Here is a 16,159-nt window from a genome sequence, read left to right as displayed (position 1 = left end):
ATAAAGCTCCAGCAAATGCTCAACTTAAGGGTTTTACACTATTTAAAGCGGCTTCCTCCCCCATACGGAAGAGGAAGCACCTGCTGTTTAAATAATGTCCAGCAGTTCAACTTCAAAAATCAGGGTACTGAACGGAGGAATGGATGCGCCCGCGCCGCGCTCACCGTAGGCCAGGTTGTGCGGAATCGTCAGTTCCCATTTAGAGCCTACCGGCATCAGGGTCAGCGCTTCAATCCAGCCGCCGATCACGCCGGTCACCGGGAACTCAGCCGGTTCGCCGCGCGCAACGGAGCTATCGAAGACGGTGCCATCGATCAGTTTGCCGGTGTAGTGAACGCGAACGCGGTCAGTACGCGCCGGGATCGGGCCTTCACCCTGAGTCAGTACGCGGAACTGCAGGCCAGATTCGGTGCTGTTCACGCCTTCGCGCTCGCGGTTTTCTTCCAGGTATTTCTCGCCATCCGCGGCCATTTCCTGGAAACGTTCGCGACGCACGGCGTCAGCGCGTTCGTGAATTTCACGCAGCGCGCGGTGAACGGCTTCCACCGGCACCTGCGGCTGTTTACCTTCCAGCGCGTCAGCAATACCCGCGACCAGCGCTTCCGGCAGCAGCCCCTGCAGGCCAGATTCGCTCAGCTGTTGTCCAACCTGCAAGCCGATACCGTAACTTGCCTGTGCTTCAATCGTGTCAAAAGTAGGGGTTGCCATCTTTGTTCCTTTTTTGGGTGAGAATTTCATATTCCACGGCTTCACGCAGCATAAGCAGAAAAGCCGGAACATATACCCTAAATAATTCGAGCTGCAGCCAACGCATCTGCAACCTGAAGTATGACGGGTATAAAGAGGTGGGCAGCATATCAGCCACAGCACGACGGGTAAAACTTTGTCGGCAGGATGATGACAAATCTGACGGAAACAGAAACAATAGAGAGATAAGGTTAACCTCACGAAACATATCTTTGTCTCGTCCTTCAGAAAGTTAGCCATCTATACTCTAGAGACAGCAGGATAAAAATATGCGGAGCAGGAGGAAAGCCATGCCCGGGCGCTTTGAACTGAAATCTACCCTGGAGAAGATCTGGCATGCCCCGGATCATTTTCGCCTCATGGATCCGCTACCGCCGATGCACCGCCGCGGTATTATTGCCGGAGCGCTGCTGGTGGTTATCGGCGTTCTGCTCCCTTCAGAGGATAACGGCAGTTCAGTTCAGGCCAGCCGCGAGGCGAATCTCGACCTGCAATCTCAGTCGCAGCCGCAGTCTTCAGGTAATCAGGCCGTCCCACTGCCGCCCATCACCAACACGCCGCCGGTCAACGATGCCGATCAGGTGGCGCCGGTCGCGCCGGAGCCCATTCAGGATGAGCAGCTGGATCAGCCGCAGCAGCAGACCGCTTCCCAGCCTTATCAGGAGCCGCAGTCGACTCCCGGCATTGAGCAGCAGTGGCGGACCTACCGCATTGAATCCGGCAAAACCCTCGCGCAGCTGTTCCGCGACCACAACCTGCCGCCGACCGACGTTTACGCCATGGCCCAGGTTGAAGGTGCCGGTAAGCCGCTAAGCTCGCTGCAAACCGGGCAGACGGTACAGATCCGCCAGAATGCCAGCGGCGTGGTCACCGGGCTGACTATCGATACCGGCGGCGGGCAGCAGGTGCTGTTTACCCGCCAGTCGAACGGTAGCTTTATTCGCGTCCGTTAAGAGAGTCAGGCGTCACAAGAAGCCAGCTTAGAATCGTTTCTTTTATGACCCGACGCCTGACTTCCAGAGCCTGCGGCGAAACCATGCTGATGTGATAAACCAACCCTAACGTATGCTGGTTAATTAAGTAATACCCACCGAGGGCGGCAATACTAATATTGACCTGGAGAGGATCGATATCAGCTTTAAAGATATTTTGTCGCTTCCCTTCCTCAAGCAGCGAAGCCATCAGTTGCAGATGCGAGTGGTTAATTTCCGGGAGGCGCGTTGATTTTGCATAATGAACGCCTTTGCTTTGATTTTCATTATGAACAATTTTGAGAAACCACGGGTTTTCAATATAGTAGTCCCAAGTAAAATCAATGATTTTTTCAATTGCTTTGTCAGGGGAAAGTCCTGATACATCGAGGTTTTTCTCTTTCTGACGAATATCGTTCCAGATATATTCCAGAACTTCGATAAACAAATTTTCTTTATTGCCGAAGTGGTGATACACGGTCTGTTTACTGCAATCTGCCGCTTTGACGATATTATCGACTCTGGCACCTTCGTAGCCATATTCGGCAAATTCATTGACAGCGCTTAAAAGAAGCTTTTCTTTCAAGCTTTGCGCATTGCTGGTATCAAGATACATTCCGCTTCCCCATTCACCCTTCGCGATGCCTATCATAGCGATAATTTTAACCCTATTCAGTAAAAAAGAATTAAAACAATATAATTCAATAATTTATTAACAATCCGGTGATCGCCCTCACAAACCAACCAACTAGATGGTTGATCTTTTAGTGTTCCCGATGCATTTTGATGCCACCAGGATCACCCCTATTCACTGTGAGGTTACAAATGAGATCAAATAAATCCGTTGCCGTTATTACCGGAGCCGCTCGCGGCATTGGCAAAGGCTGTGCGCTTGAACTGGCCCGTGCGGGGTTCAATCTTTTAATTAACGATCGCCCGGATGCTGAAAGCGTTGAAAAGCTGGAAACCACCCGGCAGGAGTGCATTGCTGAAGGCGCAGAAGTTATCTGTTTCCCGGCGGATATTGCCGACCTGTCGCTGCACGAAGAGATGCTCGACGCCGCGCAAAATCAATGGGGCCGCCTCGATTGCCTGCTGAACAATGCCGGGATTTCTGTCAAAAAACGGGGCGATATCCTCGACATGCAGCCGGACAGCTTTGACGAAAACATTGCCGTCAACACCCGTGCCCCCTTCTTTCTCGCCCAGTCGTTCAGCAAGCGCCTGCTGGCGCAGCCGAAACCGGAAAATGAACTCCCGCACCGCTCGATTATTTTCGTCAGTTCAATTAACGCCATCATGCTGGCGATGAATCGCGGCGAGTACACAATGGCCAAAACTGCCGTGTCAGCCGCTGCTCGCCTGTTTGCCGCCCGCCTGTGCGCAGAGCAAATCGGCGTCTATGAAGTCCGCCCAGGCTTGATTAAAACCGAAATGACGGTGCCCGCTACCGCCTACTATGACGAACTGATTGCCAAAGGGCTGGTACCTTGGGGCCGCTGGGGTTTCCCGGCAGATATCGCTTCAACCGTACGCGCCATGGCGGAAGGTAAGCTGATCTATACCTGTGGGCAGGCCGTGGCCATTGACGGCGGCCTGAGCATGCCGCGTTTCTGAGGTTGAATAATGAGAGATCTGTTGCAATGTCCCGATCTGTTCAGCATCAACACCGCGACGCTCGGCTATAAAACGCCCTTACCCGCCATTATTGATGCCTGCGCGGAACGTGGTATCGGCGCTATAGCGCCGTGGAGAAGAGAGCTTGCCGGTGAAAATTTAGCGGACATCGCCCGTCAGTTGACGGCAAATAACATGGCGGTGTCCGGATTCTGCCGCAGTACTTATTACACCGCCCCAACCCTGTCGGAACGTAAACTCGCCATCGACGATAACCGTCGGGCGCTTGACGATGCCGCCACCCTGAGCGCCGCCTGCTATATGCAGGTGGTCGGCGGGCTTGCACGGGGAAGTAAAGATTTATACGAAGCGCGGGAGCAGGTGAAATACGGTATCCGTCAGCTGCTACCTCACTCCAGAGACGTGGGCGTGCCCATCGCACTGGAGCCGCTGCACCCGATGACCGCTGCCGATCGTTCCTGCCTGTGCACATTACGTCAGGCGCTGGACTGGTGCGACGAACTCGATCCCGATGGCGAATACGGCCTGGGCGTAGCGGTGGACGTTTACCATGTCTGGTGGGACCCGGACCTCGCGAATCAGATCCTGCGGGCGGGAAAGCGCATTCTGGCCTTTCACGTCTCAGACTGGCTGGTGCCGACCACCGACCTGGTCAACGACCGGGGTATGCCGGGAGACGGCGTCATTAATATTCCCTCGATTCGTCGGCTAGTGGAAAACGCCGGTTTTAACGGCGCGGTGGAATTAGAAATTTTCTCGCCGCACAACTGGTGGCAAAAGGACATCAACAGCACCCTGGATATTAGCGTCGATCGTATCGCGCATTATTGCTAAGGATGAAACATGAATGAACAACCCGTTCTGTTCAGCAGAGCGGCGGCCTCCTGTCGCCTGACGCTGAATCGCGAAGATAAATGCCACGCGATTAACGAAGAAATGATCGAATTACTCGATCGCTATTTAAACGAAATTGAAAATGACGCCACGCTGCGCCTGGTGGAATTAACCGCCACGGGAGATAAGTTTTTCTGCGCGGGTGGCGATATTAAATCCTGGTCTGCTTATTCACCGCTGGATATGGGGCGGAAATGGATTAAGCGCGGCAATGAGGTCTTCTCACGCCTGCGCAATTTACCCCAGCTTACCGTGGCGAATATTAACGGTCATACCATCGGCGGCGGCATTGAACTGGCGCTGAGCTGCGATATCCGCATCGCCCGTCCGACGGCAAAATTCTCCACCCCGGAAGTGATGCTCGGCATGGTTCCCGGCTGGCTGGGCATCGAGCGGGTTCTCAATCAGGTTGGCCCGGTTGTTGGCCGCCAGATGCTGATGCTGGGCCAGCGCCTGAGCGCCCAGGAGGCGCAGTCCGCTGGACTGATTAACGAGGTCGTGGAAAAAGATGACGCGGATGGCTGGCTGATGAATCAGCTTTGCGCTCTGCAAAAGTGCGGCCCGGTCGCCCTGGCGCATATTAAACAGCTCATTCTGGCGCTGGAAAATAAGCATGCCGACTACTCGCATCAGCTGCTGGCCGGCTTGATGTCAGCCACCCAGGACTGCCAGCAGGCGACGCAGGCTTTTGCTAACAAAAGCCCGGTAAGTTTCCAGAATAAGTAAGGAAAAGAGAATGAATAAAGTGACCTCAGCCGACGCCGTCGCCGCGCTCATTGAAGATGGCGCCACGATTGCTATCAGCGGCAACGGCGGCGGTATGGTTGAAGCTGATTATTTACTGGCGGCCATTGAAAAACGCTTTCTGGAGACCGGACATCCACGCGACCTGACGCTTATCCACTCGCTGGGAATTGGCGATCGCGATAGCAAAGGCAGCAACCGTTTCGCCCATGCAGGAATGCTCAAGCGAATTATCGCGGGGCATTTTACCTGGTCGCCAAAAATGCAGTCTCTGGTAAAAAACGAAGAGATCGAAGCTTACTGCTTTCCCGGCGGCGTGATTCAGGCGCTGCTGCGTGAAATTGGCTCCGGCCGGCCGGGGCTTATCACCCACGTCGGGCTGGGTTCGTTTGTCGATCCGCGCCACGGCGGCGGTAAATCGAATGCCCGAACCACCGAAGATATGGTGGAACTAATTGAGATCGATGGTGAAACCAAACTACGTTACCGGCCATTCAGGGTGAATTACGCCATTGTGCGCGGCACCTACGCCGATCCGCGCGGCAACGTCAGCCTCGAAGAGGAAGCGATCAATATGGACAGCTACTCAATGGCGCTGGCGGCACACAATAGCGGCGGCAAGGTCTTCGTTCAGGTGCGCGATGTACTGGAAGCAGGGGCAATCGCGCCACGCAACGTCACCCTCCCCGGAATTCTGGTCGATGGCATCGTGGAGCATCGCGAGCAGCCGCAGACCTACCTCGGCGGCTACGATCTAACGATCAGTGGCCAACACCGACGCCTCTGTTCCAGCGATGCAATAGAGCTGGTCAGCCACCCGGTGCGCCGCCTGATTGCCCGTCGCGCGGCGCGTGAACTGGTCGCAGGCGCATCGACTAACTTCGGATTTGGTATCCCTGGCGGCATTCCCGGTATCGCCCTGCGTGAAGGCGTACCCTATCAAAGTTTATGGCTCAGCGTGGAGCAAGGCGTGCATAACGGCATGATGCTGGACGATGCGCTGTTTGGCTGCGCGCGCAACGCTGATGCAATTATTCCTTCGTTGGATCAATTCGAATTCTATAGCGGCGGCGGTATCGACATCACCTTCCTCGGCATGGGGGAGATGGACCGGCACGGTAACGTTAACGTGTCGCATCTTAACGGCAACCTGATCGGTCCTGGCGGTTTTCTGGAAATCGCGCAGAATGCTCGCAAAGTGGTGTTCTGCGGCACTTTCGACGCCAAAGGCAGCAAGATCAACGTAACACCGGATGGCCTGCAAATAGAGCAATCTGGCCAGATTCCGAAACTAGTGACGGAAGTGGAAAAAATTACCTTTAGCGCCAGCTACGCCCGGCAGAGCGGACAAGAAGTGCTTTATGTCACTGAACGCGCGGTATTTCAGCTCACGGAAGCGGGCGTTGAGTTAATCGAGATAGCACCAGGCGTTAATGTTGAGCGCGATATTCTGCCTTATATGGCCTTCCGCCCGATAATTAACCAGCCGCGCCTGATGGACAGCGCGCTGTTTAGCGCGATGGAGGACGCATGAGCCAGATCGATGACGCCATTCTTGATGCCCTGACTCACGTCTCCTTTCCTAAAGGGTTCGCTAAAGGGGAACCGGCTTCCATTCTGACGATCGATAACGTCAACTATCCGCTTTGGAAAGCCGATGCGCTAGTCGTCGGCAGCGGGGCCGCGGGGTTACGCGCCGCCGTTGAACTCAAGCGCCGTCAGCAAAACGTATTATTAGCGACCGCCGGATTATATATGGGGACCTCCGCCTGCTCCGGCTCGGATAAACAGACGCTGTTTACTGCCGCCACAGCAGGCAATGGCGATAGCTTTCTTAAACTGGCTGACGCGCTGGCCAGCGGCGGTGCCATGGACTACGACACCGCCTATGTCGAAGCAGTAGGTTCGCTGCATACTTTGGGTGGGTTGCAATTTCTTGGGCTTGAACTGCCGGAGGACCGCTATGGGGCGATCCTCCGCTATCAAACCGACCATGATGAAGCCGGACGCGCGACCTCCTGCGGCCCGCGCACCTCGCGTCTGATGGTAAAGGTTTTGCTGGAAGAGGTTCAGCGGCTCAATATCCCACTGTTGAGCGGTGCGACAGTTATCAAACTATTACGCCAGCGCGATGAATCAGGAACGGAACATGTGGCGGGGGCAATTCTGGCGACGGGGTCTCGCGCCCATAACCCGTGGGGACTGGCGCTGGTAGTCGCTCCCAATGTCGTCCTGGCGACCGGCGGCCCCGGAGAGCTCTACCGCGACAGCGTCTACCCTAATAAATGCTTTGGCTCACTCGGGCTGGCGCTGGAAGAGGGAATCACGCTCACCAATCTGACCGAAAGCCAGTTCGGTATCGGCACGCCGCGCAGCGCCTTTCCGTGGAATTTATCCGGCACCTACGTGCAGGTGATTCCCTATATCTATTCCGTCGATAGCGATGGCGGCGAGCACAATTTTCTCGCCGACTACTACCGCACCACGCAGGAGCTGGCGTCCAACATCTTCCGCAAGGGGTATCAGTGGCCGTTCCATGCGACCAGAGTGATGGATTTCGGCTCCAGCCTGCTGGATATGGCGGTAGCGCATGAGCAGCAGCTGGGGCGCAAAGTCTATATGGACTTTCAACGCAACCCTGAAGCGGTACCGGGCGATCTTCCCTTTTCGCTGGAACGGCTCGACGACGACGTGCGGGCTTATCTGGAAAACAACGATGCGCTGGCAGCGCTACCCATTGAACGCCTGCAGCGAATGAATCCGCTATCGATCGCCCTGTATAAAATGCACGGCCACGATTTGACGCAAACACCGCTGCAGTTCGCCATGAACAATCAGCATATGAATGGTGGTATTGAGGTCGATATCTGGGGTCAAACCTCTCTGCCCGGCTGTTTTGCGGTAGGTGAAATCGCCGGAACCCACGGAGTTACCCGCCCAGGCGGCGCGGCGCTGAATGCCGGACAGGTCTTTGCCATGCGTCTGGCGCGCTATATCGCACATGCAGGCAGGCGCAACGCGGTCGATGACGTGCCTGAACTGGCTGCTCAGCCGCTGGCGGAGGTAAACGACGTCATTCTGCGAGCGCAGCGCAATGAGTCAGGCCGCTCCCTGCAAAGCGTCAAGGAAGAGATCCAGGCACGCATGTCTGACCACGGCGGCTTTATCTGCCATGTCGATGCCGTCAGGCAAGCCGCACAGGAGGCCCGCCTGTTGGCTACCGCGGTGGCGAAAAATGCCCTATCGATCCGCCATCTGGCAGAAATCCCCGAACTGTTTATGTGGCGTCAAATGGCACTGATATCAGCGGCGGTGCTGACAATGCTGGACGACTATATCTCCGCAGGCGGCGGCAGCCGGGGTGCCAGGATCATCCTTGACCCCGAAGGCGATTGTCTGCCGTTAACCCGTAACGGGCCCGCGCAGCTATGGCGTTTTCGACCGGAGCAGGCGTCAGACAAAGAGAAAAAGCTGACGATTCATTATCAGCAGGCCAAATTTATTGTTCGGCAAAAAGCCCTGAGAAGCTTAGCCGATAGTAAAGATCATTATTTTGAAAAGAACTGGCCTGATTTTCTCAACGGCAATATTTATCGCTAGCGGTGTAACTCATTAAACCTTTCCTTTGTACCCTATAAACCCGTTAAGGTGATCACAATGAAAATTAAAGGACTACGATGGTGGATTATCGGCCTGGTGGCGCTGGGCACAGCCATTAACTATCTGGCGCGCAGCTCATTAAGTGTTGCCGCCTCAACCTTATTTACTGAACTGCATATTACTGAACAGCAATATTCGTGGGTCATTATGTCCTTTCAAATGGCTTATACCGTTGCCCAGTCTTTCTGCGGCTATATTCTGGATTCCATCGGTTTACGGATTGGCTTTTTTATCTTCGCACTGGCATGGTCCTTCGCCAATATGGCCCATGCTCTGGCGTTTAACTGGCAGTCGCTGGCCTGCTTCCGCGGCCTGCTTGGCCTGAGCGAAGCCGCCGCGATCCCTGCAGGCATTAAAACCGCATCGGAATGGTTCCCGTCAAAAGAGCGGGGCGTGGCAGGTGGTCTGTTTAATATCGGAACGTCCGTCGGTGCCATGCTGGCACCGCCGATCGTCGTCTGGGCGATTATTTCCTGGCACTGGCAGTTCGCTTTTATTATTAGCGGGGGGCTGGGGATTATATTTGCTTTTATGTGGTTATTTTTATATCGCTCGCCGGAAAAACATCAATGGGTCTCAGATGAAGAAAAAGAGTATATTTTCTCAGGACAGGAGAAAGCTCTGCAGTCTGACGGCGATAAGCGCCCTTCATTACTCTCCCTGCTGAAGCAGCGTAATTTCTGGGGCATCGCGATGACGCGTTTTTTGTCCGATCCGGTCTGGGGAACGTTAAGCTTCTGGCTGCCATTGTATTTAATTCAGGTTCGCGATCTGCCGCTAAAAGAGATTGCTATGTTTGCCTGGCTCCCCTTTCTCGCGGCGGATATTGGCTGCGTGGCGGGTGGCGTGCTCTCGAATGTGTTGATCACCAAGTTCCACATTACCACTGTCAACTCCAGGCGCATTGGGTTCACTATCGGCGCGCTGCTTATGACCTCGTTGTCAGCCGTGGGATTTGTCGAAAACGTCTACTTCGCGATTGCACTGATCAGCCTTGGCGGCTTTGCGCACCAGATGCTGTCAACCATGGCAATGACGTTAGCCTCGGATCTGTTCAAAAAGAACCAAGTCGCCACCGTGAGCGGCATGGCGGGTTCTGCAGCATGGATGGGCCAGTTGCTGTTCACCCTGGTAATGGGGCTGCTGGTGCATCAGATTGGCTATACGCCATTCTTTATTGCGCTGAGCATTCTTGATCTTATCGCAGCAGCGATTATTTGGCTGACCATTGTTGATCCGCAGCGCGTCGTCGCGAAACAGATACAGCCGGCATAACCATTCTTAATCATAGGCCTGCAAACCCATGCAGGCCTGAGCAGCGTAGCGTCATCAGGCAGTTAACGATGTTGACCCACTTTATTTACCCACCAGATCCCGGCGCACACCAGCACCAGCGCAACCGCATATTTCGGTTCAAAAATATTCTCGCCAAGGAAGATGGCCGACAGCACGGTTCCGGCTACCGGGATGACAAAGTTGAACGGCGCAATCATGCTCACGCGGTTATGCTTCAGCAGCACGCTCCACAAAGCAAAAGCGATGGAAGAGAGCAGCGTCAAATAAGCCAGAACCAGCACCGCTGCGGAGCTGTGAACCTCGAGGGTTCCGCCGGTCAGGTAACCGCCGCCAACCAGCACCAGACCGCCAAACGCCAGCTGCCAGCCGGTCATCACCGTTGGGTCAACCGTTTGTGAAATGCGTTTACCATATAGCGTCGCCGCCGACAGAATAAAAGCCGCCAGCACCACAAAACCATCACCTTGCCAGACAAAGCTAAAATCGCTCAATGAATGATTAAAGTTCACCAACATGACGCCGGCAAAACCGAGAATGCAGCCGATGGCCTTGTTATAGCTCAGCTTGTCATTCTGATAGATGAAGTGCGCCAACAGGACGCTGAAGAAGGTTCCGGTAGCGTTCATAATCGAGCCCTTCACGCCGGTGGTAAACGCCAGGCCCACGTAGAAGAAAACGTACTGGATAGACGTTTGCGTAACGCCCAGTATCGCCAGCTGCCCGCACTGACGCGGATTTAAGCGGGCAATCGGCTTACGTTGCACCAGCGCGAAGAGCAGCAGCAGGGTTCCGGCAAACAGGAAGCGATAGCCAGCAAAAACGATTTTTGACGGCACATCATCAGTGGCAATCTGAAACAGTTCATAGCCGCTTTTAATCGCCGGATAGGAGCTTCCCCACAGCAGGCAGCAGAGGGTTGCGCAGGCATAAGCCACATTCTTGCGGGAAAATATTGAGGGTGCGTCCATTCACTTCACCAGAAATAAAATAGTGTTTTATTTTATTATCCAGAAAGTTGCTAAGAATAGCCACCATACCAGGAAAAGATTAGGCAAATACAGAAAAGCAAAACGCCGGCACAGGGCCGGCGTCTCGACGTGAGTTGAGTAATAAATTACTCAGCTACAACGTTAACAACCAGTTTAGCGAAGACTTCGCTGTGAACCTGGAAGTCCACTTCGTGCTCACCGGTGGTGCGCAGAACGCCGTTCGGCAGACGAACTTCGCTCTTAGCAACGGCAACGCCAGCTGCAGTTACAGCGTCAGCGATGTCGCGAGTACCGATGGAACCGAACAGTTTACCTTCGTCGCCAGATTTAGACGCGATGGTAACGGTGCCCAGTGCGTTGATTGCTTCAGCACGTGCGTTAGCAGCGCTCAGAACTTCTGCCAGTTTGGCTTCCAGTTCAGCACGGCGTGCTTCGAAGAATTCAACGTTTTTCTTGGTAGCAGGAACAGCTTTACCCTGTGGTACCAGGAAGTTACGAGCATAGCCCGCTTTAACGTTAACCTGATCACCCAGGCTACCCAGGTTTGCTACTTTATCAAGCAGAATAACTTGCATTACCTTATCCTCTCAAAGTCGTATTAATGGACCGTGACCGATTACTGATGACGATCAGTGTACGGCAGCAGGGACAGGTAGCGAGCGCGTTTGATAGCGCGTGCCAGCTGACGCTGATATTTTGCACGGGTACCGGTGATACGGCTCGGGACAATCTTACCGCTTTCGGTGATGTAGTTTTTCAGCGTAGCGATATCTTTATAGTCGATCTCTTGAACGCCTTCCGCGGTGAAACGGCAGAACTTGCGACGACGGAAATAACGTGCCATATGGCTAGTCTCCAGAATCTATCAATTCAATCTGCTCGGCATGCAGAACCATTTTGCTCAAGCCGTTCTTTGCCTTGTGGCAAGAGATGAACCCTCGAACGATTACTGCGCTACCGACCGTTATACTGTGAGTAATGGCCTGGTTCTGGTGTCCGCTGATTATCACGGGCATCTGGCACCACGCCTGCCGGTGAAAACCGGCTTCCTCCTGCACTGAACGATGCTCAAGCACGAACTGGCAGTGTGGAATTCCTGACGGGCTGACCTTACGAAGTGGAGTCCTGCAAACAATGCCGGACAGCTCCAGACGATTGGTCATCAGGATTACTCTTCAGAATCCCCAGCTTCAGAATCATCTGCGGTTTCGTTAGCGAAATCTTCGCGACGCTCACGGCGCTCGTCTTTCGCTTTAACCATCGGAGATGCTTCGGTAACAGCGTGCTTAGTACGCATTACCATGCTGCGGATAACGGCGTCGTTGAAGCGGAAGTTAGTTTCCAGCTCATCGATCGCTTCCTGCGGCGCTTCAACGTTCAGCAGAACGTAGTGAGCTTTGTGCAGTTTGTTGATCGGATAAGCCAGCTGACGGCGGCCCCAGTCTTCCAGACGGTGGATCGTACCTTCTGCTGCAGTGATTGCACCAGTGTAACGTTCGATCATGCCCGGAACCTGTTCGCTCTGGTCAGGATGGACCATAAAAACGATTTCGTAATGACGCATCGAATTGCTCCTTACGGATTATTCAGCCTCCTGTCTGGGTCAGCCGCGGCCCATGGAGGCAAGGAACGTGTTAAAGGGCGGCTGAAAAATTGACGCGTCATAATACGGGCGGGCGGGGTTTAAGACAAGTGAATTGTGCAAATAATTCGCACTAAGCGTAAAGTGGCCCTAAGCCCGTGATTTAAAATTAATCAACAGCGGAAGCGACAATTTTTTGAACAACTGCATCAGAAATGGTCGCGATACGCCAGAGAGGCAGCGATTACAATTAGATCAGAAGCAATCCATACCCCAGGGAAGCGGGTGAACGTCAGGACTGTCATAAGGAGCGTAGATGATGAAATACATCCTCATAACCATGATGGCAGCGCTTTTGTTATGCGCCAACGCGCTGGCTGCTATTAAAATCGATGCCCGCCAGGCCCGCAATATGGATGATGTGCAGAGCCTCGGCGTTATCTATATCAACCATAACATCGCCACCGAGCAGGAAGCTGACCAGGCGCTTAGCCAGCAGAGCGATGTTCAGGGAGCGAAATACTTCCAGCCAATCCTTATTCATGAACCGGGAAGCGATGGGCAAATTCACGCCAGCGCCGTCATTTACCGCTAACGCCTCCGGAGCGCTGACTTCATCCAATAACAGAGGAAGTCAGCGATGCTCCTGCCCGGCCCGCCGACGTTGCTCAATTCGACACAAAACACAGAACCTGATGTTTGTAAGGCGTCAGCCGCGTCGCGGAAGAGAGCGTTGCTTAATGCAATTGAGAATTATTTTTCCTCGTGACTTATCAGCCTGCGCGTAACCTGATTTAATCTCTCTTTAACTGCATGATTCTCTGGAGTGATTCATGGTTCCGCGTTTTGCCACGCTCAGCCGTATCCCAAAAGGGGTTTGGGTGCTGGGCGGCGTTAGCTTGCTGATGGATGTTTCCTCAGAAATGATCCACAGCCTGCTCCCTTTATTTATGGCCACCACGCTGGGAGCCAGCGTGATTATTATCGGCATTATCGAAGGCGTGGCGGAAGCCACCGCGCTGATGCTGAAGGTGTTTTCCGGCGTCATCAGCGATTATGTCGGCAAACGTAAAGGGCTGGCGCTGCTCGGCTATGGTCTGGGAGCGCTGAGTAAGCCTCTTTTTGCTATCGCCCCTACCTCCGGCATGGTGTTTAGCGCACGAATGATCGACCGCATCGGCAAAGGAATACGCGGCGCGCCGCGGGATGCGCTGGTTGCCGACGTCACTCCCCCGGAAATTCGCGGGGCCGCCTACGGGCTGCGCCAGGCGCTGGACACCATCGGCGCGTTTCTGGGCCCGCTGCTTGCCGTCGCGCTGATGTTTCTCTGGGATAACGATTTCCAGTCGATTTTCTGGGTCGCGGCGATTCCCGCCGTCCTCTCAATCGCTCTGTTGGGCTTTGGGTTAAAAGAACCCAACACATCGGTCGTCCAGAAACGTACCAATCCCCTGCGCCGCGAGAATCTCAAGAAGCTTTCCGCCGCTTACTGGTGGGTGGTGGCTATTGGCTCGATTTTCACCCTCGCCCGCTTCAGCGAAGCCTTTCTGGTGCTACGCGCCCAGCAAATGGCGCTCCCGCTGTTCGCCATACCGCTAGTAATGGTCGCCATGAACCTGGTCTACAGCCTGACTGCCTATCCTTTCGGGAAATTATCGGACAGGATGAGCCACAGCAAAATGCTGCAGTGGGGCCTGCTGGTGCTGATTGCCGCCGATATCGTGCTGGCGCTGAGTAGCCACTGGAGCACGCTTTTAGCCGGCGTCGCGCTGTGGGGTATTCATATGGGCATGACGCAGGGTCTACTGGCGGCAATGGTGGCGCATACCGCCCCGCCTGAACTGCGCGGCACTGCGTTCGGAATGTTCAACCTGATGAGCGGAATCGCGCTACTGCTGGCCAGCGCCGGTGCAGGCGTGCTGTGGGAAATGTTGGGCGCCGCCTCGACATTTTATGCTGGCGCGATAATTTGCGTCGTGACGCTGATAGGTATGCGCTGTATGCCGTCGGCTTATCAACAACGATAAAAAAGGCTCCGGAGCAGACCGGTTGATTCATCATAAAGATGAAATGCTCCGGAGCACGTATTTCACTTTTGCCCGTAGTAGGCGTTTGGCCCGTGCTTGCGCATGAAGTGTTTGTCCATCAGCCAGCTATCGATGGGCTTCAGCTGCGGGTTGATCCCGCGAGCAATCCACGCCATCCGCGCCACTTCTTCCATCACCACCGCGTTGTGCACCGCATCGTGCGCATCTTTGCCCCAGGCAAAAGGCCCGTGCTGATAGACCACGACGCCCGGCGTATGCAGCGGCTCAACGTCGCCCAGCGTTTCGATAATCACGTGGCCGGTATTCAGCTCATAAGCCTCCGCCACTTCCTGCGCGCTTAACGCCCGGGTGCAGGGGATATCGCCAAAGAAGTAGTCCGCATGGGTCGTTCCCAGCGCGGGAATGGCCAGACCCGCCTGTGCCCAGGCCGTTGCGTGCGTCGAATGAGTATGTATCACGCCCCCCAGACTCGGGTAGCGGCGATACAGCGCCAGATGCGTGGCGGTATCGGAAGAGGGACGATACCGCCCGTCGACCACTCTCCCCTCCAGATCCACGACCACCATATCGTCCGCTTTCATAACCTCGTAGGCGACGCCGCTGGGCTTAATCGCCACCAGCCCGCGTTCGCGGTCGATAGCGCTGACGTTACCCCAGGTAAAAGTGACCAGGCCGTAGCGCGGTAAATCCATATTGGCTTCAAATACCTGCCGTTTTAGCGTTTGCATTATGCTGCCTCCACCAGACCGGCGCTGGCCATCCTCGCCTTCACCCAATCGCGTGCTTTCGCGACCTCGGCGGCCGGATCGTCGGTCGTTTCGCTCCACATTTCAATTAGATACGGGCCGCAGTAGCCCGTCTGCTTGAGCGTTTCGAAACAACGTTCAAAATCGACGACGCCTTCGCCGAACGGCACGTTTTTAAATACGCCGGGTTTCGTATCTTTTATATGCACCGCCACGATATGCCCCATACCGGCCTGCAGCTCCATCTGCACGTCGTTATCCCAGGCGGAAAGGTTGCCGATGTCCGGATAGAGCTGGAACCACGGATTATTCAGGTAATGAGCATAGCCCAGCGCCTTGCTGATCGAGTTCATCAGCGGATAGTCCATGATTTCCATCGCCAGCGTTACCTGCGCGCGGCTGGCCATTTCAACGCTCTCTTTTAGCCCGTCACGGAAACGACGGCGCGTCTCGTTGTTGGCCTCCTGGTAGTAAACGTCGTAACCCGCCAGCTGAATAACGCGAATGCCTACATCCTGCGCCAGCTGAATGGCTTTGCGCATAATCTCCAGTCCCTGCGCCCGTACCGCGTCGTCTTCGCTACCGAGCGGGAAGCGCCGATGGGCGCTCAGGCACATTGAGGGCACGCGCACCCCGGTTTCGGCAATCGCGTTAACCAGCGCGAAGCGCTGCTCCCGGCTCCAGTCGAGTCGGGCCAGGCGGGCGTCAGTTTCATCGACCGACATTTCGACGAAATCAAAACCGAGCGCCTTAGCCAGCTGCAGGCGTTCCAGCCAGCACTCCCCGGCGGGGAGCGCTTTTTCATAGATGCCGAGCGGAATATGTTTCGACAGCATAGCCGCTC

18 protein-coding genes are annotated in these 16,159 nt (G+C 54.8%); 9 read left to right on the top strand and 9 right to left on the bottom strand.

Annotated features, from left to right (window positions below):
• Positions 1–87 precede the first annotated feature (87 nt).
• Entirely contained in the window at positions 88–708 is a 621-nt protein-coding gene (fklB, locus tag K2184_RS10400) for an FKBP-type peptidyl-prolyl cis-trans isomerase (protein WP_004109064.1), read from the bottom strand.
• A 329-nt stretch (positions 709–1,037) separates the two neighbouring features.
• Between fklB and K2184_RS10395 the strand changes: the two genes are divergently transcribed.
• Positions 1,038–1,700 (top strand): LysM-like peptidoglycan-binding domain-containing protein, encoded by a 663-nt coding sequence (locus tag K2184_RS10395; RefSeq protein WP_053064545.1) that lies wholly within the window; start codon positions 1,038–1,040, stop codon positions 1,698–1,700.
• On the opposite strand, the gene K2184_RS10390 is transcribed toward K2184_RS10395, so the two are convergent.
• Entirely contained in the window at positions 1,684–2,334 is a 651-nt protein-coding gene (locus K2184_RS10390; protein ID WP_032742537.1) for a TetR/AcrR family transcriptional regulator, read from the bottom strand. The genes K2184_RS10395 and K2184_RS10390 overlap by 17 nt on opposite strands.
• A 209-nt stretch (positions 2,335–2,543) precedes the next feature.
• Between K2184_RS10390 and K2184_RS10385 the strand changes: the two genes are divergently transcribed.
• The 6 genes from K2184_RS10385 to K2184_RS10360 are packed head-to-tail and all read left to right on the top strand — an operon-like array spanning position 2,544 to position 9,929.
• Complete coding sequence (locus K2184_RS10385) at positions 2,544–3,335, top strand: 3-ketoacyl-ACP reductase (protein WP_023329143.1); 792 nt, start codon at positions 2,544–2,546, stop codon at positions 3,333–3,335.
• Between the two features lie 9 nt (positions 3,336–3,344).
• Positions 3,345–4,190, top strand: a complete 846-nt coding sequence (locus K2184_RS10380; protein WP_049129341.1) for a sugar phosphate isomerase/epimerase family protein — start codon at positions 3,345–3,347, stop codon at positions 4,188–4,190.
• A 9-nt stretch (positions 4,191–4,199) separates the two neighbouring features.
• Positions 4,200–4,976, top strand: coding sequence for an enoyl-CoA hydratase/isomerase family protein (locus tag K2184_RS10375; RefSeq protein WP_049129342.1), 777 nt, complete (start codon positions 4,200–4,202; stop codon positions 4,974–4,976).
• 10 nt (positions 4,977–4,986) lie between these two features.
• Positions 4,987–6,528: an acyl CoA:acetate/3-ketoacid CoA transferase gene (locus K2184_RS10370; RefSeq protein WP_163525022.1), complete on the top strand. Its 1,542-nt coding sequence runs from the start codon at positions 4,987–4,989 to the stop codon at positions 6,526–6,528.
• A complete protein-coding gene (locus K2184_RS10365; protein ID WP_163525023.1) occupies positions 6,525–8,594 on the top strand; it encodes an FAD-dependent oxidoreductase in 2,070 nt (689 codons plus the stop codon). Before K2184_RS10370 ends, K2184_RS10365 begins: the two co-directional genes overlap by 4 nt.
• A gap of 57 nt (positions 8,595–8,651) precedes the next feature.
• Positions 8,652–9,929 (top strand): MFS transporter, encoded by a 1,278-nt coding sequence (locus K2184_RS10360; protein WP_023329138.1) that lies wholly within the window; start codon positions 8,652–8,654, stop codon positions 9,927–9,929.
• A 62-nt stretch (positions 9,930–9,991) separates the two neighbouring features.
• Here the strand turns inward: K2184_RS10360 and K2184_RS10355 are convergent, their stop codons facing one another.
• From K2184_RS10355 to rpsF, 5 genes are all read right to left on the bottom strand, one after another.
• A complete protein-coding gene (locus K2184_RS10355) occupies positions 9,992–10,918 on the bottom strand; it encodes a DMT family transporter (RefSeq protein ID WP_023329137.1) in 927 nt (308 codons plus the stop codon).
• Positions 10,919–11,064: 146 nt separating this feature from the next.
• On the bottom strand, positions 11,065–11,514 hold the full coding sequence (gene rplI / locus K2184_RS10350; protein ID WP_004109068.1) for a 50S ribosomal protein L9: 450 nt from the start codon (positions 11,512–11,514) through the stop codon (positions 11,065–11,067).
• A 41-nt stretch (positions 11,515–11,555) separates the two neighbouring features.
• Positions 11,556–11,783, bottom strand: coding sequence for a 30S ribosomal protein S18 (gene rpsR, locus K2184_RS10345; protein WP_000135199.1), 228 nt, complete (start codon positions 11,781–11,783; stop codon positions 11,556–11,558).
• Between the two features lie 4 nt (positions 11,784–11,787).
• On the bottom strand, positions 11,788–12,102 hold the full coding sequence (gene priB / locus K2184_RS10340; protein WP_004098002.1) for a primosomal replication protein N: 315 nt from the start codon (positions 12,100–12,102) through the stop codon (positions 11,788–11,790).
• Positions 12,103–12,107: 5 nt separating this feature from the next.
• Entirely contained in the window at positions 12,108–12,503 is a 396-nt protein-coding gene (gene rpsF, locus K2184_RS10335; protein ID WP_004098001.1) for a 30S ribosomal protein S6, read from the bottom strand.
• A gap of 337 nt (positions 12,504–12,840) precedes the next feature.
• On the opposite strand from rpsF, the gene K2184_RS10330 reads away from it, so the two are divergent.
• Positions 12,841–13,116: a DUF1471 domain-containing protein gene (locus tag K2184_RS10330; protein ID WP_004109070.1), complete on the top strand. Its 276-nt coding sequence runs from the start codon at positions 12,841–12,843 to the stop codon at positions 13,114–13,116.
• Between the two features lie 238 nt (positions 13,117–13,354).
• Positions 13,355–14,548, top strand: coding sequence for an MFS transporter (locus K2184_RS10325; protein ID WP_123830095.1), 1,194 nt, complete (start codon positions 13,355–13,357; stop codon positions 14,546–14,548).
• Between the two features lie 62 nt (positions 14,549–14,610).
• On the opposite strand, the gene K2184_RS10320 is transcribed toward K2184_RS10325, so the two are convergent.
• Complete coding sequence (locus K2184_RS10320) at positions 14,611–15,297, bottom strand: L-ribulose-5-phosphate 4-epimerase (RefSeq protein WP_049129346.1); 687 nt, start codon at positions 15,295–15,297, stop codon at positions 14,611–14,613.
• A complete protein-coding gene (gene ulaE, locus K2184_RS10315; protein ID WP_016809363.1) occupies positions 15,297–16,151 on the bottom strand; it encodes an L-ribulose-5-phosphate 3-epimerase UlaE in 855 nt (284 codons plus the stop codon). The genes K2184_RS10320 and ulaE overlap by 1 nt, the downstream gene beginning before the upstream one ends.
• Positions 16,152–16,159 lie beyond the last annotated feature (8 nt).

Source organism: Klebsiella sp. K5-306 (assembly GCF_051835185.1).
In the GTDB taxonomy this organism is placed as follows: Bacteria; Pseudomonadota; Gammaproteobacteria; order Enterobacterales; family Enterobacteriaceae; genus Klebsiella; species Klebsiella oxytoca.
This window is presented reverse-complemented; position numbering and strand designations above follow the sequence as displayed.